Below are 21,996 nucleotides of genomic sequence, written 5' to 3'. Positions count from 1 at the left end.
CCTTTTCACCTTTATTATCTCTGCTGTTTTCTACCTAATACGAGTAACCCAAAACTCATCATTACAAGAAGTGCTCCCATATATGGTTCCACAGGCATTTTCTGCCCTGTCTTCGGTAATTCTTTTTCAGGCTTTTCTGGATTCGGTGTTCCAGGTATCTCTGGATCTGGTGTTCCAGGCTTTTCTGGATTCGGTGTTCCAGGTATCTCTGGATCTGGTGTTTCTGGACCTGGTGGTGCTAAATGATTCAATTTGTTTAATACTTCTAATTGAACTGCATTTATCATTCCATTTGTAATTTCAAATGGAATTGGATTAGTTAATTTTTCATATCCTTTTGGTGCTTCTACTTCTACTAGTGTGTAGTTACCTACAGATAGATCTGCGATTTTTGCCTTTCCATCTTTATCTGTTGTTACTTTCACTACCACTTTTCCCTTGTCATCATGAACTTCAAACACAGCTCCTGATAAGACTTCCTTGCTTTCAGCGGCCATTTTTGTAATCTCCACTGAACCTTTGTCTAACTTTTCATTCTCTACTTTCAATGATAAGACTTTTGTCATACCTTTTTTAATTTCGAATGATACTGGTTCCGTTAACTTCTTATAACCTGGTAAGCTCTTCGTCTCTACTAATTTGTATTTTCCTACTGATAGATCTGAAACGTTTGCTTTTCCTTCTTTATCTGTCGTTACTTCTGTTACTACTTTGCCTTGCTCATCTTGTACTTCGAAGACTACGCCTTCTAATACTTTTTGGCTATCTTTATCTACTTTTGTTACTTCTACATTTCCCTTGTCTAACATTTCATTTTCTACTGTTAAAGCAAGAGATTTTGTCATGCCTTTTTCAATTTGGAAAGTAATCGGATCTACCAATTGCTTATATCCTTTTGGTGCTTTTACTTCTACTAACTTGTATGTGCCAACTGATAAATTAGTAACTTGTGCTTGTCCTTTTTTATCTGTCGTTATTTTAGCGACTACTTGTCCTGCTGCATCTTGAATTTCAAAGACTGCATCAGCTAAAGCATCTTTATTTTCTTTATCTACTTTTGTAATTTCTATATTTCCTGTATCCACTAATTCATTTTCTACAGTCAATTGTAATGCTGTAACTCTACCTTTTTCAATTTCGAATGAAACTGGCTTTTCTAGTGGCTTGTATCCTGCCGGTGTTTCTACTTCTACTAACTCATACTTTCCAATAGATAAATCTGAAACGTTTGCTTTTCCTTCTTTATCCGTTGTTACTTTTGCAACTACTTTTCCTTTTGAGTCACGTACTTCAAATACAACATTTTCTAATCGAGCTTTACTGTCTTTATCTATTTTTGTGATTTCTACATTCCCCGTATCTACCATTTCATTTTCTACAGTGAACGTTAAAGATTTTGTCATACCTTTTTTAATTTCAAATGGTACAGGCTTTTCTAATTTTTTGTAGCCTGGTAAACTATCTACTTCTACTAGCTTGTACTTTCCTACTGATAAATCTGAAACTGTTGCTTTTCCAGCTTTATCTGTCGTTACTTTCGTTACTACCTTGCCTTTGTCGTCTTGAACTTCAAAGACTACACCTGCTAACGGTGCCTTATTATCTTTATCTATTTTTGTAATTTCTACATTTCCCGTATCTACCATTTCATTTTCTATTTTTAATGATAGAACTTCTGTCATTCCTTTTTTGATTTCAAACGATACTGGTTCTGTTAATTTTTTGTAACCTGGTAAGCTTTCTTTCTCTACTAATTTGTACTTTCCTACAGATAAGTCTGAGATTTTTGCTTTACCATTTTTATCTGTTTTTACTTCCGTTACTACTTTGCCTTGCTCATCTTGTACTTCGAAGACTACGCCTTCTAATACTTTTTGACTATCTTTATCTACTTTTGTGATTTCTACTGAACCTTTGTCTAACTGTTCATTCTCTACTTCTACTAGTTTGTAACTTCCTACAGATAGATCTGAAATTTTTACTTTTCCTTCTTTATCTGTTGTTACTTTCGTTACTACTTTGCCTTTTTCATCTTGCACTTCGAATGTTACGCCTTCTAATGCCTTCTGGCTGTCTTTGTCCACTTTTGTAATTTCTAATGAACCTTTATCTAACTGTTCATTCTCTACTTTTAGTGATAAGACTTCTGTCATGCCTTTTTTAATTTCAAACGATACTGGTTTTGCTAATTTTTTATATCCTGGTAAGCTTTCTACCTCTACTAGCTTATATTTCCCTACTGATAAATCGGAAACGTTTGCTTTTCCTTCTTTATCTGTCGTTACTTTTGTTACTACTTTATCTTTTTCATCTTGCACTTCGAATGTTACGCCCGCTAATACTGCGCCACTTTCTTTGTCCACTTTTGTAATCTCTACTGAACCTTTATCTAACTGTTCGTTCTCTACTTTCAATGATAAAACTTTCGTCATACCTTTTTTGATTTCGAATGATACTGGTTCTATTAATTTTTTGTAACCTGGTAAGCTCTTCGTCTCTACTAATTTGTATTTTCCTACTGATAGATCTGAAACGTTTGCTTTTCCATCTTTATCTGTCGTTACTTCTGTTACTACTTTGCCTTTGTCGTCTTGAACTTCGAAGATTACGCCTTCTAATACTTTTTGACTATCTTTATCTACTTTTGTTACTTCCACATTTCCCTTGTCTAACATTTCGTTTTCTACTGTTAAAGCAAGAGATTTTGTCATGCCTTTTTCAATTTGGAAAGTAATCGGATCTACTAATTGTTTATACCCTTTTGGTGCCTTTACTTCTACTAACTTGTATGTGCCGACTGATAAATTAGTAACTTGTGCTTGTCCTTTTTTATCTGTCGTTATTTTAGCGACTACTTGTCCTGCTGCATCTTGAATCTCAAATACTGCATCAGCTAAAGCATCTTTATTTTCTTTATCTACTTTTGTAATTTCTACATTTCCTGTATCCACTAATTCATTTTCTACTGTTAGCTTTAGCGCTGTTACTCTACCCTTTTCAATTTCGAATGAAACTGGCTTTTCTAGTGGTTTGTATCCTGCCGGTGTTTCTACTTCCACCAACTCATACTTCCCAATAGGTAAATCTGAAACGTTTGCTTTTCCTTCTTTATCCGTCGTTACTTTCGCAACTACTTTTCCTTTTGAATCACGTACTTCAAATACAACATTTTCTAATGGAGCTTTACTATCTTTATCTATTTTTGTTATCTCTACATTCCCTGTATCCACCATTTCATTTTCTACTTTTAATGATAGAACCTCGGTCATGCCTTTTTTGATTTCAAATGATACTGGTTTTTCTAGCTTTTTATAACCAGGTAAACTTTCTACCTCTACTAATTCATACTTTCCTACAGGTAAATCTGAAACATTTGCTTTTCCATCTTTATCTGTCGTTACTTTTGTAACTTCATTACCCTTTTCATCTTGGACGATGAATGTTACTCCCGCTAACGGTGCTTTATTATCTTTATCTATCTTTGTTATCTCTACATTTCCCGTATCTACCATTTCATTTTCTATTTTTAATGATAGAACTTCAGTCATGCCTTTTTTGATTTCAAATAATACTGGATCTGTTAGTTTCTTATAGCCTGGTAAACTTTCTTTCTCTACTAATTTGTACTTTCCTACTGATAGATCTGAGATTTTTGCTTTACCATCTTTATCTGTTTTTACTTCCTTTACTACTGTTCCAGCTTCATCTTGCACTTCAAAGACTACGCCTTTTAATGCTTTTTTGTTGTCTTTATCTACTTTTGTAATTTCTACTGAACCTTTATCTAACTGTTCATTTTCTACTTTCAATGATAGGACTGTTGTCATACCTTTTGTAATTTCGAATGATACTGGTTCTGTTAGCTTTTTGTAGCCAGGTAAACTTTTCGTCTCTACTAATTTGTACTTTCCTACTGATAAATCTGAGATTTTTGCTTTACCATCTTTATCTGTTTTTACTTCTGTTACTACTTTTCCTTGCTCATCTTGCACTTCGAAGACTACGCCTTCTAATACTTTTTGACTATCTTTATCTATTTTTGTAATTTCTACTGAGCCTTTGTCTAACTGTTCATTTTCTACTTTTATTACTAAAGCTTTTGTCATACCTTTTGTAATTTCAAATAGTACTGGTTCTGCTAGATTTTTGTAACCTGGTAAGCTTTTCGTCTCTACTAATTTGTACTTTCCTACTGATAGATCTGAAACGTTTGCTTTTCCTTCTTTATCTGTTACTACTTTTCTTACTACGCCATCTTTCTCATCTTGGACTTCAAATTCGACACCGGCTAATACTGCCCCGTTTTCTTTGTCCACTTTTGTAATTTCTATATTACCTTTGTCTACCATTGCATTTTCCACTTGTATTGGGAATATGCCGTCCCCTGTTACATTTACTTCGAACTCTGTTTCTTTTAATTGGTAGCCTTCAGGTGCTTTTATTTCTTTTAAAATATATTTTCCTGGTGCTAACGGTTTAGAGATTGCCTTACCATCTTTATCTGTAACAATATGTTCGACTACTACACCGTCTTTTACTATATCAAACTCTGCATTTGCTAATGGTTTCTCACCATTTTCCGAATTAATTTTCTTTACTTCAATTTGACCCTTTTGCATAGTATTTTTAATTTCAATTGTTTTTGTTTCTCCAGCTTGGAGTGTAACCTCTACTGGACTTGTTAATTTTTGATATCCTTCTGGTGCTACTGTTTCATATACTTTATACGTCCCAGGAGCTAAAGTTTGAGGTACTGAAAAACCTTTTTCGTCCGTTTTCAGTTTTGCAACAACTTCATTTGCACTATTTCGGACTTCAAATTCGGCAGCTTTTAACCCTTTGTTCGGATTCTCAGAATCTATTTTATGAAGCGATACTGTACCATCTTTTGGAGCTTCAGGCGGCGTAATAGTTACTTCTTTTGATGTTAAAGTTTTATCATCAAAATGTAATTCCGCTTTATTAGGAATCTTCTTATCTACGTAAGAAGATAAGTCTGCATTATTTTTGATTTTCGCCTTGATACTGAGATTAATTATCTGGTCTTCATATGACTTATAGTCAAAACTCTCACCAAACGTAAATGTTACTTCACTTCTTTGTTTATCTATATTTAACGTTCCTTTAGAAGTAATATCTTGGCCATTTTGATCATACACTTTTGCCTCTAATACTTCTAAAACATCTTCTAAATCATCACTAATTACCATAGAATTGTATTTAGGAGGATCGTTCGGTATATGTGTACCAACTTGGTATTGAATAACTTGATCCATTTGTGTTAACTGCTCATTCTCTACAAGCTTGCCATTCTCATCAACTATATTTTTTTCAATGCTAGGTGGATTATTGTCACCTGAACCGGATCCTCCCCCACCACTTACAAATACTTGTCCTACTTTTTCTTCAGTTTTAATATTTTTACCTTCTAATTTCACAGTATTTTTATGAGGCTTCGCAGCAGGATTTGTAACCTTTGTTTTATATCTTAAAATATAGCCTTTTGAACTGTCTGGAAACTCAATTGTAAATCCAGTCTTCGTTGCATTTATTTTAATGTTAGATAAATCTGCTGGCTTAATATTTGTTGGTGCATAACCATCTTCAAATACAGCCTCTTCTAATACTACGCTGTCTGTAATTAACTCATGCCCAGGTCCTAATGTATCTGTTAATTTAAGATCTTGCATTTCTGTTCCAGTTGCATTTACATATACAAGCCAATCAGCAATCGAAGGATCTTCTTGATTATAAGAACCCCATTTCAATAGATTATCTGTATTGGGCTGTGGCTTCGGTCTCTCTGTCGTATTACTTACATTTACTTCTTTATTAACGATTTGACCATCAACGTTAAATTCTAATGGAATTTCTTTAACACCATCATATGCTTCTAAACCAAAGTAGAATTCTACGAATAAAGAACCTTTAATGTTATTCTTTCCTTCTACGTAATCACCCATAGTACACGTTAATAGACCCTTTTTCATCTCACATGTACCAACTGTTTTTCCTTCAGCATCTTTTAAAGGAAAATTCATATTCATAAGGTCTTTTCGAAACTCTTTTGGCATATCAATTGTGAATTGATCTCCACTTTTTATTTTTTCTTTAGCTGACCACTTCACTTCTACTTTCATACCATCTGAGGCTTGATACGGTTCAGATGTCGTGCCATCAGTACGGGAAATATTAATTTCGTCCACTGGACTTTTCATCACAGCAGCTTGAATAACTGGAGCCCACACATTCAGCACTGAAAATAATACTAGAAAAACTAATGAAACCATTGAAATATGCCTTTTAGTACTTTTCATTTGCATAGTTCCCTCCTATTTTTTATATTTATATAACAAAAAAAGACCGTCCGGTTGCATCAAAAATGTGCAACCAGACGATCTTAGTAACCAATATGTATTACCGTAGACTCTAAGCTTTGCGGCCTATCCTTTCGAATAGTGTGCTAAAAATATCTTTTATTCTTTTTTTGTTTCATTTTCCTCTTAAACCAAATATTACTATACCGTCTGGACGGTTATAATTCAATACTCTATAAAATTGTTCTATTTTTCTAATAAAAAAAACAATTCACCACTACATTAAAGAAGCAACGGTGAATTATTTTCACATTATATAGTTCATATATTCTATTTATATGAATTTCCAATAAGAGCTTGAATCACTTTTTCTCTTAACTCGGGGCTTAGTCTTCCAACCCCTAAATATTCCGAATACCATAATCCATCTGCTGCTAATCTAATAATTGTTGCACAAACTGAATCTATCTCATCATTTTCTATATTCTTTTGCAGTTGCTGAAATGATTGTTGTAATGGCTCAAGTAATTCAGGTTTTAACATGAATGCTGCCATCATACTACTAGATAACTCTTCTGTTCTTCTCTCATTATTTAATCTTTCCTCTACAAAAGAGCGAACCCATCTCCCTTTCTTCTCTGCGTCTTCCGCTACTTTATTGTAAATGGCTCCCTCATAATCCTCTACCCCTCTGACTATCATACCTTCTATTAAAGCTTCTTTATTTGAAAAGTGATACAATAATCCACCTTTACTTACACCCGCCTCTTTTGCCACTGCTTCTAAGGTTAATTTAGCAACCCCTTTACATTGCACAATTTGAGAAGCGGCCGCCAAAATCTTTTGCCGCGTTATGCTTATACTCATTCCTTTTTAAAACCCCATTTCTACTAAATTTATATAAATACGAATCTTATTTTTAATATTGTTGATTACTACTAAGTATTTTCTTTATACAACAAAAGCTTCATTACCTTTGAATTTTTAGTTACTTATTCTATTAAAAATTTCCATATCATTCAATATGATAACATTAAACACACAAAGCTGACTATACATCTATACTTTTGTATTTATTGAAAATATATCCATAAACACGAAATGTATAAAAATTGATTATCCTTATACATCTAATCTATAATTTAAAGAGGTTTATATTTTCATAAAAATAAAGTGAAATTTTATAAGGATGATTCCATTGAAAAAATTTTCTATTAGTTATTTAATATGCTTATTGTTTTTTTCTATCATTGTGAATGTTTTACAGTATACAAGCGTTCCAAATTATGCGGATTCATGGGGGCCGATTTGGGTATCTATTATTATGCTTTCAATTCTTGGAAGTATTCCTGTTCTTATCGGTTGTTTAATAGGCGAATTTTGTTATAGAAAAATAAAAGGAAGTCACGAATTAAAAATCGGTATTCCTTTATTTATAGTGTTAGGTATTTCCTACAATCATTTCTTCTTTATGTTGTTTAACGACCGATATTTTCTATCCTTTAATTTAGAAGCCTTTTTGGAAACAGGCCTACCTATTACGTTATCATCTTTATTATTTTACCTTATAAGACGCCGTTAATTCTTTCATCATTACATAAAAAAATGTTATTACTCTTGTTACATCGAGTAATAACATTTTTATTTAAATCTATTTAACTAATTTGCTTCCAACTAGTATCCTTCACATCTTCGCTAGTCGGCTTTCTAACTGATTTCACAAAACATTCCTCGCAAGCACCAAATGCAATGAAGTTTTTCTGTGCTTGTCTTAACGAGACTTCATTTGCCCCGCCTTCAAAGTCAGGATCGTTAAACTGTACCTCATCATCTTCCCAGTAACATATATTACAAATTTCATATGTACCTGGTGGTTCTTCTTCTATTGTTCTATACCCGCAGCACGGACATGTATATTTCATTCTGTTACTCCATTATTCATTTCTTTTTTCTCCCATATATTCCGGCCCATAAAGAATGTAACAGCGCAAATCATAGTTATTACCATGAAAGTAGTATTAGAATACTCATATGTAGTTGGAATTCCAATCGTTACAGAAACAATACTAAAAGCTAAAAGTAAATATAATAATAAAGATAGAATATAGCTTAGTTTAAATCATAAAATGATACCTCTAAACAATAGCTCACCAAGTAGACAGCCACCTAAAATGATAGGTACTCCGAAATATAATGTAAGGACTCCCATTTGCGCAGTAGATTGAATTATCTTACCGATTATGTTCGGCGAAACCAGGTCACTATTGTTTCCCATCCTATCATATAAATCAAGTGCCGTTACTGAAATAAAGAAACTTAATATAGAAAACGAATACGGTATTAAAAATTTGCTCACTCTCATTCACCTCACTTTTTTTGTTTCACATATATTATTCATTACTTTCACAAAAAAATAGCCCTCTATGCTAAAACATAGAGGGCATAATTTTTATATAAAAACCTATACCTTATCCTGAAATCCCCCCTAAACAGAACATCTAAACTATCTGTGCCCTATATTCTTTAGGGGATAGGTGGTTATTAGAAAGTAGTGCCTTCTTTTTTATAATATTCTTTTGAAATCTCTTCATAAAATGCGGCTGATGTCGCGTAGAAATACGGTGCTAACCATAAGAAACCGATTCCTATAGTAAGAATACTTAATATGAACCAGCCTAAGAAACTTAAGCATAGTAAAAAGTAATCCATTTTATGTCCATTCATCATATGACGACTCTCAGTAATCGCTTGATTCGCTGTATATTCTGGATGATCATTCAAAATAAAATATGTCATAGAATAAGAAAATGATTTAATAATACCTGGAATAATAAGAAGTAATGTCCATAGAGTCAAGTATACATACATTAGTAAATATGTTAAAAACGACTTCATCAACTTACTTCCATCGCTAAACCATCTAAATATATGACCAATGCGAGCATCAGTCCCACGAATTGCATTTAAAACAAGATAATAGGCACCTATTGTTAATGGACCAATAACAAGCATTACTATAATACTTACTGTAAGTGAATCACTTGCCTCTTCCCAACCCCAAAATATCGAGAAAATACCTGTTGTTAGCATTTCAACAGCTCCAATAAGGATTCCAATTAATAAAGTTGCCCTACCGCTAATCCCCATCTTCCTTTTAATGCATCAAGTGCTTCTCTTTTCAACTGACTTATCATATATAACCTCCTAATACTATTTGTATTTTAGTATACCATTTATATCAAAAATTCCACATATTTTCCTAAAACAGAAGCATACTCCTTTTTGCATACGTATTGATACATGTGTGCTGTAGTTGTACTAATATATGGATTAAACGACTCTTTTCCCTATAACAAAAAAGCTTGCCCTTCATAATAGGCAAGCTTTCTCAAGTTATTTCTCACTTAACTTCTTCTTATACCAATTCTGCATTCTCTCCGCATCTTCTACTCTCGTATGCTCTATTTTATAACTAGATGATGCACTCGAAAACTTATACGTACATAAATCCGCACGGCGCTGGAAATATGATTGTGTCTTCTCCATTGATTGGACATGTCTTCTTCTAATAAGTCCTGTATATTTTCCGACGCTACGATAGACAAGTGTAATTTGTTCTCCGTTAACACTGTAACCATTTGTTTTAAATGTTGCGTATCCAAGTGTAAAGATAAGGATTGCGAGCGGAATTAATGCCCACATGATGAAGTGCTTTTCAGAGTATATACTTATTACAAGAAGCGGGATTGCTAGCATTGCGAAGAAAATGAAACTATCAATGAGATAGCGGCGTAATGCTGCTTTTGGTAATGCAATAATGTTTGCATTCAGTTCGTATGGTAATTGTAAATGGGCGAGTAACTGTTGTACTCGATCTTTTCGAATGATTGGGTGCAGTGTAACCTTTTCTTTTTCGTCACCCATTCCTTTACTTTGAATGACTTCTACTTGCACAGCACAATAACCGAATGGTTGGCGTAAAATACTTTCTTTTATCGTAATACCTTGAATACGATGCAATTTTAGTACGAGCTCTTTTTTCTCAATTAATCCTTGCGAAATGCGGACTTCGTCATTTCTTCGATTCACTGTGAAATCGCCATGTTTTAACGCGTAACCGATTGTAGATATAATCCAAGAAAGAACGAGTAACATGGCTACCATGAAAATCCAGCCATATATATCATGTTCCATTACATACGACTTTACGCCATTCTCTATCCATTTCGGAATGTACTCATCTACTTGGTGATAGACGAAAAAGATTAAAGAGAATAATAGTCCAAATTGACCAGATGTAACAGATGCTAATAAAATCTCTTTCCAAGTTAATTTATATTCTGTCGCTTGTTTTTCTTCTGTAACAATTTCTTTTTCTACTACATTTTCTGTTGCTTCGTCTAACATTCCTTCTGCTTTCACTTCTGGAGTTGGCTCATTTAGCAAAGTAATAAGCTCCGCCGCTTCTTCTGCCGTAATACCAGCTAAGCTAACTTCTGCTTCATCGCCCCCACCAGCTGTTTCGATTTGAATTTTCTTTAAACCGAGCATTTGATAGAGCACGTTAGAACTTGTATTAATCGTTTGAACACGTTCTTTATTTAAGTAGCTCTCCTTTTTCACGAAGAGACCTTTTTTCACATGTAATACGTTATTTTCAACCCAATATGTTGTGTAATACCATTTTTCAAATGCTGAAAAAACGGTGAGTAAACCAAATGCTGCGGGAATTAAATACCAAAACGGGAATTTTCCGTTTAAGCTAAACATGAAAATAATGAGTGGTATAAAATCTGTTATTTTTAATTCTAATAACATCGTGATTGGATGCTGCCTCTTATACATCCTCATCACTCACTTTCGCTAATTCTGCGATTTTCGTTTTCAACATTTCTGCTTCATACATCGTTAAGCCTGGGATGCTATGAGAAGTTGCTGCTGTTGAAATGTGTAATTCTGCTAAGCCATATTTTCTCATAATTGGTCCTTGTTCAATCGTTACGTGCTGCACACGAATCATCGGTACTAATACGCGCTTTACGACAAAAAGACCGTGCTGAATTTCAAGCTCTTCTTCATTTAGTTGGTAGCTGTAATAACGTTGACGTAGTTTCGGGAATAAGAAGTACGAAAATGGTGCGAACACAACTGTTAGCCCAATCATTACATACAAAATCCACGCCCACCAATCAAACTTTATCATGAGGAAAAGGTAAGCTAAAATGACGAGTATACCAATCCCTTCTTGAATTACAGCACGAACTTTCCACACCTTGACCATGTCAGGGTGAATTTCATTTTTCAATGGACCCATGTAACCACTCCAAATCTAGTAATCTAATATATGAATACTCCCAATCTATATTTTACATAACTTTACAGAAAATTGAAATTTAATCTTCTTTCTTCTCCGGAATAAAATATCCGAACCAAAGTAACCAAATGAAACCGATTAACTTTAGCCAACTTCCATCCGCTTGAAAAGCTTCAATCATACCTGGTATTTTATAAATCCCAATAAATCCAAGAAAACCGAGCCACCAGTTTTTTTGCATTTTCATCTTTACTCCTCCTTCATGACGTTTTTCACATTTCGAATCCAAATTTCTTTATACTTTAAATGGAATCCCATGAGCATATAGTTGCTCATATTATCGATCACAAGCGCTAGCGTATGAGCATTTTCTTCCGTTTCATGTTGTGACACAACGCCCAGTCTCGCGCCTTTCTTCAATAAATCGTGGAAACCATGTAAGAAATCCTCTTGTATTTCAAATAAACGTTTCTGGTACTTTTCATTTCGCGATGCAGTTACGATAAATTCATTGATAACGCGTAGTATTCCTTCTTGCCCTTCATACTCAGAGAGCATATGTAAACCATCTGCGATTAGCTTTTCTGCAAAGTTTTCTTTCGTATACTGCTCTTTATCGAAGTAATTTGCAAAATGATAATCAGAAAAAATCTCTTCAAATAAAAAATCAACTAACGCTTCTTTAGAAGAAAAATGATAGTAAATAGCCGGTTTTGAAATACCTACCTCTTTCGCAATCATGGAAAGACTCATCTTCTCAATGCCGTGTTCTGCCATAAGTTTAAATGATGCCTCTACAATGTTCTGCGATGTTTGTAAATTCTTCGTCATACTGTACCTCACTTATTTTTACTTACCGGTCGGTAAGTAAATTGTAAAATAAAAAATTATCGTTTGCAAGTTTGATTCAAAACTATATATTACTTTTTCAATCTATATTATGAATCTGGATCATATTCCTTAATAATTACTACAATAATCTTTAATCCAGTTAAATCACAAAAAGCACCGTTGTGAGTGCTTCTTGTAATCTAATATTTAGGCCCCATGTAATCATAACTTTGATCTAGCGCTTTTAATAAATCAATCGCACTCTTTAACTCTCTTTTATCAGACTCTAATTCTTCCATTCTTCTTTCAATATCTTTTTTAAAAGATTCTAAATCGCTAATGGCTTTTTTCCCTACTCCAAGTTGAGACCAGCTTGATAAGAGTAAATCATGTACAGTACTTACCACTCTTTTATTATGGTTTAAATCTTGAATCATATGGTCAAATTGTTGTAAAGCTTGGCTCAATGCTTCTTCATTTAAGTAAATTCTCGGCATCTTAATCTTCTCCCTTAATATTGTTGATCCGTCTTCTTATAATCCTCGGCTTTCTTCTCAATAAAATCTGAAATTTCCGTTGCTGTTCGTATGTACCAAAAACTTAAATGCTCTACATGTGCACGTATATTATTTACTTTAGCTTCTACCCGTCTACTTTCAGCCGTTTCTAATAATGTCATCATATTAGAAATTAACCTCGGTACTCTATCTTGAAATTCTTGCGCGTTTCGCTTCATATCTCTTACAGCTTGTTCTAAATTCTCTACCACTACACGAATCTCTCCGCCGCCTAATAACGCGCCTGGTGAATCATAAACTCTTTCATTCGTGTCTACATTTAACAAGTATTTATTTGATAAAGATCCATTCTCTCCAAACCGGAAGTTCTGATCTGTTTGATAATGATAACCAGGGCCACTTATCGAATTTAAAAATCGAGTAACATCCATCCCAAGCTTTTGCTGTAATGATAGCTTTGACATTTCTTCTTTCGAAATTGGTGGGGTTACCGCATAAGTAGAGCCTATATGACTTTCATATGCACCAAATGGTCCATAGCCAATTGAATCATTTCCGTGAACAACACTTACAATTCTATTATTAAACTCACCATTATTTGCTCTTTCTTGTAAATCAGGCGGTAACAAATGTTTTGCACTCGGCGCATTCCATGACATACATCTTACATTATCATTAGATGCCGCTGCATACTCCGCTAAAGCTCCCCCTAACGAATGACCCGTCGTATATATCTCTACATCATCCCTGTCCTTGTATGTATCCGTTACTTGTTTCATGACCCTTTCAGCTTGTTCGAATTGATTATGTGTTTCCCAGCGCTGATTCTCTTCATTCCAATATTTCTTTGAACCTTCATTCTCAGTCCCTGCTACAGGAGGTGCTGCTGGTTCATGAACACCTTCTCGTAATACAAAATGATTAGTATCTGTTTTTAAATCCTTCATACCTTCCCCTGGCTTCATCGGAATGCCTAAAGAGTTTTTCTCTATAATTTTATCCCCTTCTGTTCCTCGGAAAGCTACCATAACTTGCTTCTTCCCATCGACATCTCGTTCAAAGACTACTGCGTCCATTCCGGTTTGTTTGTCGTGGAATGTTTCTCCTACTTTCCATGTCTGTAAAACTTTTTTTTGATCTGTATAATCCTTTATCTCATAATTTTTACCTAAATCATTCCTATATGCTCCTTTTGCCAAATCATAATAAGTTTGATCTAAAACTGCACTTTCTTTCATTCTTTCACTCCTATAATAAATAGTTTATTCTAATTATATAGTTTATCATTAGGAGAGGGTGATTTTTTTGAAAAAAAAGGGATTTTTATTAATAATAATTATAATTATATTTTTTATTGGAGGGTTTATGTATATGAACAAACAAGAGAACAATGAAGAAATAGCATTAAAAGAAAAAGCGACAAAGATCGCAATCCAACATTTTAAAGAGGATAAAAAACTAGATGTTACAGTGACAAAAGTCGAATTCGGCCCTGCAGATTTTGGAGTAATTTTTGTATCGGGTCATGTAACCAATAATCCAAATCGTAAAATAACTGCAGATATAAATTATAGAGATAAATATAGGGTTGAAAGTATTAGTTATGATGACTGAAAATAATATGAAAATAAAGTATATTTTTGTTGGCCCTTTGTATTAATTCCAATTATTTCATATGTATATAAAGGATAAGATCAATATTCAATAAGCTCAACTTCTAACGTTAAAAATTTAGAAGCAATGTATCAAACTTTTGGGCACCTAACAATAAGGTGTCTATTTTTATTTTCAAAAGGAGCCCCTCAAATAATTCTTAAAAACCTAGATTGATTTGAACCTATTAAAACATTTTAAAGTTTCTCTTCTGCAACATTTGATATATCCCTAATTTAGGAACCAATGATTGGAGGAGAATTATGTTGCATAAAAGATTGTTTTTATATTTAGTTTTCATTATTACTACCTTAGGAGACTGTAATAATGAAAATAATACCGATGAAGAAATCATTAATAAAGCAACAGAAGAAACCATTCAATATTTCAAAAAAACAGAGGGCTTAGATGTATCAATTACAGATCATGAATTTGGACCAAAAGACTTTCAAACTATCTCTATATCAGGCTATGTGACTAATGATAAAACGAAAGAATTTACTGCTTCAGTTGAATACGCAAATAATTATCATATCGGCGCTATTTCAACCACCAAAAATTTAGAGCTTAAAAACTAATAATCCAGGCACTTTAGAGTGCCTTTTCTTTATACTTCACCACACAATGTTCAGTGAATATAAAATTTATTGAAGAGGAATATAACGCAACATTCATGGAGTGATTATTCGTGAAAAAATATGCTATAAGATTATTCTTTATCTTTACACTTATCCTTTTAGGAGGATGTACGATAGATCAAAAAAATACTGAACAACAAATAGTTGAAAAGGCAGAAGAAAGGACAATCCAATACTTCAAAGAAAAACAAGACTTAGATGTAGTAATCACTGATTATAGATTTGCTCCAAGTGATTTACAAGGTATCTTTATCTCCGGCTATATAAAAAATGATGAAAGCAAAACATTTAATATTACAATAGAATACGGTGGAGATGAGTATACAATAGGTTCTATCTCTACAAGTGAAAATTTACATTTAAAATAATAAAGAAAAGGCACTCTTTTAAAGTGCCTTTTCTTTATACCCCACCACACAATGTTCTGTGGATATAAAATTTAGTAAAGAGAAATATAACGCAACATTTATGGAGGAATGATAATTGAAAAAAAATGGTATAAGATTATTCATTATCCTTACACTTATCCTTTTAGGAGGATGCGGTATGAATAATAAAACAAATGAAGAAAAAGAAATAGTAGCACAGGCAGAAGAGGTAACCATTAAATATTTTAAAGAAAGAGAGGAGCTCGATGTAGTAATTACAGGACATGAGTTCTCCCCCAATGATTTTCAAACTGTTTTTATAGATGGACATGTTAAAGGAGATAAAAGCAAAACGTTTGGAGTAGGTGTAGAATATGGGGGTGGAGAGTATAATATAAGTTCTAGGTCATACTCTAAAAATCTAAAATTAAAAGAATAATCATTAGACACTCACTAGAGTGTCTTTTTTACGTAAAATATTTTAGCATATAAATTTTTTCTTAACAAAATGACTTGTATCTGTTTTTAAATCCTTCATACCTTCCTTGGCTTCATCGAAATGCCTAAAGAGTTTTTCTCTATAATTTTATCCCCTTCTGTTCCTCGGAAAGCTACCATAACTTGCTTTTTCCCATCGGCATCTCGTTCAAAGACTACTGCATCCATTCCGGTTTGTTTGTCGTGGAATGTTTCACGGACCTTCCATGTTTGTAAAGTATCATCATTCGCATTATTCACTGTAATTTCATTTCTTAACTCTTTATCTGATTTATACGCATCTTTAGCCATTCGATAAAAGCTTAAATCTAACACTTCTTGTGTATTTTTGCTATCCAAAATATTCCCTCCTCGGGATATTTAGTATATTCTAAATTATAGAACAACATTAACGGAGGGTAAACATGAGAATTAAAATCCGAAAATTTACCTTTTTTGTCTTTTTTATCTTTGTAAGTACAATAATTGGGGGATGTAATATGCAGGAAAATAATAAAGAAAAACAAATAGTAGATAAAGCAACAGAAAAAACAATTAATTACTTTAAAGAGAAACAAAATTTAGATGTAACTATTACTGATTACAGGTTCCCTTCTAATGATCTAGAATCAGTCTTCATAACTGGTCATATCAAAGATGATGAAAGCAAGGAATTCACTGCTACAATAGATTACAATAATAATTATAATGTTGGTTCTGTTTCAACGAATTTTTCTCTAAAAAAATAATACAATATGGATAAAAAATGAGGAAATAGCATTAAAAGAAAAAGCAAAAAAGATCGCAATCCAACATTTTAAAGAAGATAAAAAGCTAGGTGTCACAGTGACAAGAGTGGAATTCGCCCCCTCAGATTTTTGGGTGATTTTTGTATCAGGTCATGTAACAAATAATCCAAACCGTAAAATAACTGCAGATATAAATTATAAAAATAAGGTTAAAAGTATTAGTTATGATGACTGAAATTAATATGAAAATAAAGTATATTTTTGTTGGCCCTTTATATTAATTCCAATTATTTCATATGTATATAAAGGATGAGATCAATATTCAATAAGCTCAACTTCTAACGTTAAAAATTTAGAAGCAATGTATCAAACTTTTGGGCACCTAACAATAAGGTGTCTATTTTTATTTTCAAAAGGAGCCCCTCAAATAATTCTTAAAAACCTAGATTGATTTGAACCTATTAAAACATTTTAAAGTTTCTCTTCTACAACATTTGATATATCCCTAACTTAGGAACCAATGATTGGAGGAGAATTATGTTGCATAAAAGATTGTTTTTTTATTTAGTTTTCATTATTACTACCTTAGGAGGCTGTAATAATGAAAATAATACCGAGGAAGAAATCATTAATAAAGCAAAAGAAGAAACCATTCAATATTTCAAAAAGACAGAGGGCTTAGATGTATCAATTACTGATCATGAATTTGGACCAAAAGACTTTCAAACTATCTCTATATCAGGCTATGTGACTAATGATAAAACGAAAGAATTTACTGCTTCAGTTGGATACGCAAATCATTATCATATCGGCGCTATTTCAACCACCAAAAATTTAGAGCTTAAAAACTAATAACCTTTTTACTTTAGAGTCCCGTTTTTTTATACCCAGTCACACCATATTCTGTGGATATACAATTTAGTTAAGAGGAATATAACGCACTATTAACGGAGTGATTATTCGTGAAAAAAATATGCTATAAGATTATTCTTTATTTTTACACTTATCCTTTTAGGAGGTTGTACTATAGATCAAAAGAATGAGGAACAACAAATTGTTAATAAAGCAACAGAAGAAACCATTCAGTATTTCAAAGAAAAAGAGAATTTAGAAGTGACTATTACGAATCATCGATTTCCTTCTAATGATATCGAAACTATTTTTATAACTGGTCATATCAAAGATGATACAAATAAGAAATTTACTACTTCAATTGATTATAAGGATGATTATAATATCGGTTCTATCTCTACTACTAATTTCAGCCTAAAACACTGAAAAGACAATCTGAATTATACCTTCTTTTGAAGTATTAATCATTAAAACAAAAAAGCATCCTAAATCACAAATTTAGGATGCTTTCTTTTTAATCCCTATTCAGCAACCGCATACGATAACAATTCATCGTTACTTCCCCAAGTCTTTGCAGTAATTGATAGTTCGCATACGCGCCGACTGGGGCACCGATTATGGGTACGAGCTGAAGCATTTTTGCTAAATCGATATAGTCTCGGTACTCTGTTTGGAACTTTTCCCAGTCCATATGGTTTTCTTCTTCTGTATCCCACGTTTCGATGGCTTTCCATATTTCTTTTCGGTGGTCGTCACTTGAAAAGGCAAGTTGGAAAACGTGAAGGATAAAAAGGCGCTCTTCTTTGTCGCTCGTATCAAATCCGTACAATGTTGCTGCATCGAATAAAAATTTAATTTTAATGCCGAGTAGAAGCGGAAAGTCAGCAAGGCCAAGGAGAATACCGCCTGCTCCCGTCCCTGCTCCTTCTGCCGCTGCTATTTTTTTGTACTCATCCATTTTTTTACGTACTTCATCGTCTCGTCTTTGCAATGACCAGTTCGTCTCTTTTAATTTCGGCTTTATAAAGTTTGATCCGGCGCTAATTGTTTGTACCATCATCCGAATCGTTTCTGTTAATACTTTTTGCACTTTCGCCGGAATAAGCTGTTGTACTTTCGTCTGCACTTTCTTTGAGAACCGTGTCATCATAGAAGAATCTTTCATGAATGTAGCTTTCCACTGCTCCAGCTCTTTTATAACCTTTTCTTCATATGTAATCATAGGTTCATTCCCTTCAATTTAAACGCTCAATACGTTTTGCCCCGTATTGATAAACGAAACCGATACTAAATACTATGCTCACGACTAGTAAAATTCCCGTCATCATGAAATCTTTCGTCGCAAGGGCAAATATAACTGTAAATACAACGCTGCCAGTAAGAAGAATTGCATTTAATAAAGTAAGAAAATCTTTCTTCTTCTCTTCTCCCCCGACCGGATACAAATCAAGCCAAATCTTCATGCGGTGATGCTTCCATAAAGTTAATAGCTGATAACCGATTAAGTATAAGAAAATAAGGCTTACGATAAATCGTCCATATAAAAACGGAATGAAGTAAAGAATAACCCCTCCAAGAGCGAGCAGGCGCACATATAAGCCGAAATAGTTACCCGATCGTAAAAACGTTCTCGTATATAAGTATAAATATGTACGCTTTTCGCCGATTATCGACAGAATGAAATCCAGCCATTTTCGGCGAGATACTCTTTCTTTTAATGCTGGTACATCAACGAACATATTCGCAATTCGGTACAGCAGCATCATTTTCTTACCTTCTTCAGAAATTAAATACTCCCAGTTTAGCGGCTTTCCTTTTACCATTTGATGCATGATAGCAAGATATAACACCATGAGCAGAACGATTCCGCCAATAACAAGAACTGAAGTACGTTCTACAAGGAAATATACAAATAAACCGTTTAAGATAAAACGAATAAACCAATCAGCCCTTTGTATATTTTGATCTGTTAAAAATGACTTTTCCCACGCGACGAATAAATTCCACGCTTTTACAATGACAAATGCGAGGACAATCCATATGTAGCCAGCACCTGTTTGCTTCATTTGTTGGAAGTATAACGGAGCAAGCGCAGCTGCTACGATTGCGATTATGTATAACTGAATCATAAATGTAAAAAGAAATGCCTTGGTGAAGTAAGGTTTTAACTTTTCTTCAACTGGCAGTAAGTAAACGAGATCCGCTTCTTTTAATAACGTTTGAATGGATCCAGCTGTTAACACGAGTCCAATTAATACTGCCATTACGAGCGCAGTTGGAAACGAAGATGTTAACGTTTGTAACCATTGCTGGTAATAATACGCTCCCGCACCGATGATGAACACAAAAATAAATTTCAAATGATCATTAAATACGTATTTACTATATGTACGAACTTCTTTTAGAAAGTGACGAAATCGTTCTTTCCATAACGCTGTGCTATTCATAATCTTCTTCCTTTGTTAGCGCGATGTAAATATCATCTAACGTTGCACCTGGCATATTAAACTGTGATTGCAGCTCAGATAACGTTCCCTTCGCTCTTACTTCACCTTGATGCAGAATAATGAACGAATCACAATAACGCTCTGCCGTCGCTAAAATATGTGTGCTCATTAAAATACCGGCTCCACTCTTTTTCATTTGATCCATCATTTGAAGAAGAGATTGAATTGCTAACGGATCTAATCCAACGAAAGGTTCGTCTACTATGTAAAGAGATGGCTCAACTAAAAACGCGCTCATAATCATTACTTTTTGTTTCATCCCTTTTGAGAAATGAGATGGAAACCATTTTAAACGATTTTTCATGCGAAATTCATGTAATAGTTGTCCTACACGTTCTTCATATTGTTTTTCATCAACACCGTACGCCATCGCTGTTAATTTCAAATGCTCTTCTAACGTTAATTCATCATATAATACCGGCGTTTCTGGAATGAATGAAAAGCTAGAACGGTACGCTGTCATATCATCACGAATTGTTTTCCCATTAATTGTGACAGTTCCTTTTTTCGGTTCCATTAAACCGATAATATGTTTAATCGTCGTACTTTTACCAGCTCCATTTAAACCGATTAAGCCGACAAGTTCGCCTTTATTAACAGAGAACGAAACATCTTTTAATACAGGTCGTTTCGTATATCCTCCTGTAACATTTTCTACACGCAATAACTCGCTCATACGACACCACTTTCTTCATTAGTATTCATTCTATATTCATCTTACCAAAAATTATGCTGTACTACATAGTATCCATGTACTCAAAAAAAAAATTTAAATTTATTAGCATATATTTTCCCGAAAGCGGACATCATAATTAGTGAAGAAGGAACACATTGAAAAAGCGACCACCAATTGATGAGTACAACAACATAGTTAAGTCATCATGAAATGGGGTGTCCATGTTGGACAAAGAAATTTACACATAACCAGATCATTTGTTTCATTTTAGAAACGGGGTGTCTCCGAAAGAGCATATACTGTTTTAAAAAATAAACAATTTCCTTTTATAAAAGATTGCAATTCATTTCACTTGAAAATGGGGTGTCTACGGCAGAAACTTTAGCCGATTTACCGTGCATTTCTTAAATAAATGAGGTGTCTGCGAAACGTAAATTACGATAATGCTTTTTCAATCCCTCTTCAGAAAACAGGAAGCTGAGTCAGCTTCCTGTTTTTCGTGTTTGTTCTCTTATGTAATTATGGTAAAATACGGCTAAGGATATTTGAAAGGATGAGATCAATGAATCATACAGCAGACAATTGTATTTTTTGTAAAATCATTGACGGGCAAATCCCTTGCTCAAAAGTATACGAAGATGAACATGTGCTTGCATTTTTAGATATTAGTCAAGTAACAAAAGGACATACTCTTGTTATTCCGAAAGTTCACAAACAAGACATTTTTGCGTTAACGCCAGAAATCGCATCACACATTTTTTCTGTCGTTCCAAAAATCGCAAATGCGATTAAAGCAGAGTTTAATCCAGTTGGCTTTAACCTACTTAACAATAACGGTGAAAAAGCTGGACAAACTGTGTTCCACTTCCACCTTCATTTAATTCCACGCTACGGTGAAAAAGATGGTTTCGGTGCTGTTTGGAAATCACACCAAAATGAATACACTATGGAAAATTTACAAAACATCGCAAGTACAATTGCAAATAGTGTGAAATAATGACACTATAAGAAGGCGTAATACATAACAAGCCACTTCCCTGAAGTCATCAAATTCCGCATGGCTTGTTTCTTCACTTAAAATGCTCAGGGATGATTG

21 protein-coding genes, 3 pseudogenes and 1 riboswitch are annotated in these 21,996 nt (G+C 33.7%); of the genes and pseudogenes, 9 read left to right on the top strand and 15 right to left on the bottom strand.

The window, feature by feature from the left end:
- Window positions 1-14: 14 nt before the first annotated feature.
- On the bottom strand, window positions 15-6,323 hold the full coding sequence (locus ACQRBL_RS05110; RefSeq protein ID WP_411996261.1) for a SpaA isopeptide-forming pilin-related protein: 6,309 nt from the start codon (window positions 6,321-6,323) through the stop codon (window positions 15-17).
- A 59-nt stretch (window positions 6,324-6,382) separates the two neighbouring features.
- A riboswitch (cyclic di-GMP riboswitch) is annotated at window positions 6,383-6,475 on the bottom strand.
- Between the two features lie 172 nt (window positions 6,476-6,647).
- A complete protein-coding gene (locus ACQRBL_RS05105) occupies window positions 6,648-7,184 on the bottom strand; it encodes a TetR/AcrR family transcriptional regulator (protein WP_065223818.1) in 537 nt (178 codons plus the stop codon).
- Between the two features lie 331 nt (window positions 7,185-7,515).
- Here ACQRBL_RS05105 and ACQRBL_RS05100 point away from each other — a divergent pair, with 331 nt between their 5' ends.
- On the top strand, window positions 7,516-7,899 hold the full coding sequence (locus ACQRBL_RS05100) for a hypothetical protein (protein WP_000714567.1): 384 nt from the start codon (window positions 7,516-7,518) through the stop codon (window positions 7,897-7,899).
- A 73-nt stretch (window positions 7,900-7,972) separates the two neighbouring features.
- Here the strand turns inward: ACQRBL_RS05100 and ACQRBL_RS05095 are convergent, their stop codons facing one another.
- The 9 genes and pseudogenes from ACQRBL_RS05095 to ACQRBL_RS05055 form a co-directional block, all read right to left on the bottom strand.
- Window positions 7,973-8,239 carry a CPCC family cysteine-rich protein gene (locus tag ACQRBL_RS05095; RefSeq protein ID WP_000877837.1) on the bottom strand — a complete coding sequence of 89 codons (267 nt, stop codon included), beginning with the start codon at window positions 8,237-8,239 and terminating at the stop codon, window positions 7,973-7,975.
- Window positions 8,236-8,673 (bottom strand): annotated as a pseudogene (locus tag ACQRBL_RS05090) (hypothetical protein). The gene ACQRBL_RS05095 and the pseudogene ACQRBL_RS05090 overlap by 4 nt, the downstream one beginning before the upstream one ends.
- Before the next feature lie 185 nt (window positions 8,674-8,858).
- Window positions 8,859-9,511 (bottom strand): annotated as a pseudogene (locus ACQRBL_RS05085) (DUF975 family protein).
- A 199-nt stretch (window positions 9,512-9,710) separates the two neighbouring features.
- Window positions 9,711-11,162, bottom strand: coding sequence for a PH domain-containing protein (locus ACQRBL_RS05080; protein ID WP_411996260.1), 1,452 nt, complete (start codon window positions 11,160-11,162; stop codon window positions 9,711-9,713).
- On the bottom strand, window positions 11,155-11,631 hold the full coding sequence (locus tag ACQRBL_RS05075) for a PH domain-containing protein (protein WP_023521369.1): 477 nt from the start codon (window positions 11,629-11,631) through the stop codon (window positions 11,155-11,157). Before ACQRBL_RS05075 ends, ACQRBL_RS05080 begins: the two co-directional genes overlap by 8 nt.
- 79 nt (window positions 11,632-11,710) lie before the next feature.
- Complete coding sequence (locus tag ACQRBL_RS05070; protein ID WP_000783806.1) at window positions 11,711-11,878, bottom strand: hypothetical protein; 168 nt, start codon at window positions 11,876-11,878, stop codon at window positions 11,711-11,713.
- 2 nt (window positions 11,879-11,880) lie between these two features.
- Window positions 11,881-12,462: a TetR/AcrR family transcriptional regulator gene (locus ACQRBL_RS05065; RefSeq protein ID WP_016082590.1), complete on the bottom strand. Its 582-nt coding sequence runs from the start codon at window positions 12,460-12,462 to the stop codon at window positions 11,881-11,883.
- Window positions 12,463-12,662: 200 nt separating this feature from the next.
- Window positions 12,663-12,959, bottom strand: a complete 297-nt coding sequence (locus ACQRBL_RS05060) for a hypothetical protein (protein WP_411996259.1) — start codon at window positions 12,957-12,959, stop codon at window positions 12,663-12,665.
- 14 nt (window positions 12,960-12,973) lie between these two features.
- A complete protein-coding gene (locus tag ACQRBL_RS05055; protein WP_097919875.1) occupies window positions 12,974-14,218 on the bottom strand; it encodes a lipase family protein in 1,245 nt (414 codons plus the stop codon).
- A 133-nt stretch (window positions 14,219-14,351) separates the two neighbouring features.
- Between ACQRBL_RS05055 and ACQRBL_RS05050 the strand changes: the two genes are divergently transcribed.
- The 4 genes from ACQRBL_RS05050 (at window position 14,352) to ACQRBL_RS05035 (ending at window position 16,078) form a co-directional block, all read left to right on the top strand.
- Window positions 14,352-14,594, top strand: coding sequence for a hypothetical protein (locus ACQRBL_RS05050; protein WP_223259179.1), 243 nt, complete (start codon window positions 14,352-14,354; stop codon window positions 14,592-14,594).
- Between the two features lie 302 nt (window positions 14,595-14,896).
- Window positions 14,897-15,211, top strand: a complete 315-nt coding sequence (locus ACQRBL_RS05045; RefSeq protein WP_427734034.1) for a DUF1433 domain-containing protein — start codon at window positions 14,897-14,899, stop codon at window positions 15,209-15,211.
- A 110-nt stretch (window positions 15,212-15,321) separates the two neighbouring features.
- Window positions 15,322-15,639: a hypothetical protein gene (locus tag ACQRBL_RS05040; protein WP_023521365.1), complete on the top strand. Its 318-nt coding sequence runs from the start codon at window positions 15,322-15,324 to the stop codon at window positions 15,637-15,639.
- 115 nt (window positions 15,640-15,754) lie between these two features.
- Window positions 15,755-16,078 (top strand): hypothetical protein, encoded by a 324-nt coding sequence (locus ACQRBL_RS05035; RefSeq protein ID WP_167332612.1) that lies wholly within the window; start codon window positions 15,755-15,757, stop codon window positions 16,076-16,078.
- 54 nt (window positions 16,079-16,132) lie between these two features.
- On the opposite strand, the pseudogene ACQRBL_RS05030 reads toward ACQRBL_RS05035, so the two are convergent.
- Window positions 16,133-16,428, bottom strand: a pseudogene (locus ACQRBL_RS05030) (lipase family protein); the annotation flags it as partial.
- Window positions 16,429-16,541: 113 nt separating this feature from the next.
- On the opposite strand from ACQRBL_RS05030, the gene ACQRBL_RS05025 reads away from it, so the two are divergent.
- From ACQRBL_RS05025 to ACQRBL_RS05015, 3 genes are all read left to right on the top strand, one after another.
- A complete protein-coding gene (locus tag ACQRBL_RS05025; protein ID WP_001220548.1) occupies window positions 16,542-16,865 on the top strand; it encodes a hypothetical protein in 324 nt (107 codons plus the stop codon).
- 537 nt (window positions 16,866-17,402) lie between these two features.
- Complete coding sequence (locus ACQRBL_RS05020) at window positions 17,403-17,717, top strand: DUF1433 domain-containing protein (RefSeq protein WP_109737657.1); 315 nt, start codon at window positions 17,403-17,405, stop codon at window positions 17,715-17,717.
- A gap of 126 nt (window positions 17,718-17,843) precedes the next feature.
- Window positions 17,844-18,143 carry a DUF1433 domain-containing protein gene (locus ACQRBL_RS05015; RefSeq protein WP_411996271.1) on the top strand — a complete coding sequence of 100 codons (300 nt, stop codon included), beginning with the start codon at window positions 17,844-17,846 and terminating at the stop codon, window positions 18,141-18,143.
- 88 nt (window positions 18,144-18,231) lie between these two features.
- On the opposite strand, the gene ecsC is transcribed toward ACQRBL_RS05015, so the two are convergent.
- Genes ecsC through ecsA form a run of 3 tightly spaced genes read right to left on the bottom strand, consistent with a single transcriptional unit; the run spans window position 18,232 to window position 20,900 of the window.
- Window positions 18,232-18,939, bottom strand: coding sequence for an ecs operon protein EcsC (ecsC, locus tag ACQRBL_RS05010; RefSeq protein WP_000634126.1), 708 nt, complete (start codon window positions 18,937-18,939; stop codon window positions 18,232-18,234).
- Between the two features lie 13 nt (window positions 18,940-18,952).
- Entirely contained in the window at window positions 18,953-20,164 is a 1,212-nt protein-coding gene (gene ecsB / locus ACQRBL_RS05005; protein ID WP_088020728.1) for an ABC transporter permease EcsB, read from the bottom strand.
- A complete protein-coding gene (ecsA, locus tag ACQRBL_RS05000) occupies window positions 20,157-20,900 on the bottom strand; it encodes an ABC transporter ATP-binding protein EcsA (protein WP_001292598.1) in 744 nt (247 codons plus the stop codon). The genes ecsB and ecsA overlap by 8 nt, the downstream gene beginning before the upstream one ends.
- 562 nt (window positions 20,901-21,462) lie before the next feature.
- Here ecsA and ACQRBL_RS04995 point away from each other — a divergent pair.
- Window positions 21,463-21,897, top strand: coding sequence for an HIT family protein (locus tag ACQRBL_RS04995; protein WP_001016835.1), 435 nt, complete (start codon window positions 21,463-21,465; stop codon window positions 21,895-21,897).
- Window positions 21,898-21,996: the final 99 nt, after the last annotated feature.

Origin of the sequence: Bacillus sp. AF62 (genome assembly GCF_050312695.1) — a bacterium.
GTDB classification, from domain to species: domain Bacteria; phylum Bacillota; class Bacilli; order Bacillales; family Bacillaceae_G; genus Bacillus_A; species Bacillus_A cereus.
The sequence above is the reverse complement of the archived record's forward strand: the minus strand, read 5'-3'. Positions and strand labels throughout refer to the sequence as shown.

What these genes read in the sequence shown, in the direction of transcription:
- ecsA (WP_001292598.1), bottom strand. Translation starts at nt 20,900, where the DNA reads ATGAGCGAGTTATTGCGTGTAGAAAATGTTACAGGAGGATATACGAAA.
- ecsC (WP_000634126.1), bottom strand. Translation starts at nt 18,939, where the DNA reads ATGATTACATATGAAGAAAAGGTTATAAAAGAGCTGGAGCAGTGGAAA.
- ACQRBL_RS04995 (WP_001016835.1), top strand. Translation starts at nt 21,463, where the DNA reads ATGAATCATACAGCAGACAATTGTATTTTTTGTAAAATCATTGACGGG.
- ACQRBL_RS05095 (WP_000877837.1), bottom strand. Translation starts at nt 8,239, where the DNA reads ATGAAATATACATGTCCGTGCTGCGGGTATAGAACAATAGAAGAAGAA.
- ACQRBL_RS05050 (WP_223259179.1), top strand. Translation starts at nt 14,352, where the DNA reads ATGAACAAACAAGAGAACAATGAAGAAATAGCATTAAAAGAAAAAGCG.
- ACQRBL_RS05025 (WP_001220548.1), top strand. Translation starts at nt 16,542, where the DNA reads ATGAGAATTAAAATCCGAAAATTTACCTTTTTTGTCTTTTTTATCTTT.
- ACQRBL_RS05020 (WP_109737657.1), top strand. Translation starts at nt 17,403, where the DNA reads ATGTTGCATAAAAGATTGTTTTTTTATTTAGTTTTCATTATTACTACC.
- ACQRBL_RS05045 (WP_427734034.1), top strand. Translation starts at nt 14,897, where the DNA reads ATGTTGCATAAAAGATTGTTTTTATATTTAGTTTTCATTATTACTACC.
- ecsB (WP_088020728.1), bottom strand. Translation starts at nt 20,164, where the DNA reads ATGAATAGCACAGCGTTATGGAAAGAACGATTTCGTCACTTTCTAAAA.
- ACQRBL_RS05065 (WP_016082590.1), bottom strand. Translation starts at nt 12,462, where the DNA reads ATGACGAAGAATTTACAAACATCGCAGAACATTGTAGAGGCATCATTT.
- ACQRBL_RS05070 (WP_000783806.1), bottom strand. Translation starts at nt 11,878, where the DNA reads ATGAAAATGCAAAAAAACTGGTGGCTCGGTTTTCTTGGATTTATTGGG.
- ACQRBL_RS05075 (WP_023521369.1), bottom strand. Translation starts at nt 11,631, where the DNA reads ATGGGTCCATTGAAAAATGAAATTCACCCTGACATGGTCAAGGTGTGG.
- ACQRBL_RS05105 (WP_065223818.1), bottom strand. Translation starts at nt 7,184, where the DNA reads ATGAGTATAAGCATAACGCGGCAAAAGATTTTGGCGGCCGCTTCTCAA.
- ACQRBL_RS05055 (WP_097919875.1), bottom strand. Translation starts at nt 14,218, where the DNA reads ATGAAAGAAAGTGCAGTTTTAGATCAAACTTATTATGATTTGGCAAAA.
- ACQRBL_RS05110 (WP_411996261.1), bottom strand. Translation starts at nt 6,323, where the DNA reads ATGCAAATGAAAAGTACTAAAAGGCATATTTCAATGGTTTCATTAGTT.
- ACQRBL_RS05080 (WP_411996260.1), bottom strand. Translation starts at nt 11,162, where the DNA reads ATGTATAAGAGGCAGCATCCAATCACGATGTTATTAGAATTAAAAATA.
- ACQRBL_RS05060 (WP_411996259.1), bottom strand. Translation starts at nt 12,959, where the DNA reads ATGCCGAGAATTTACTTAAATGAAGAAGCATTGAGCCAAGCTTTACAA.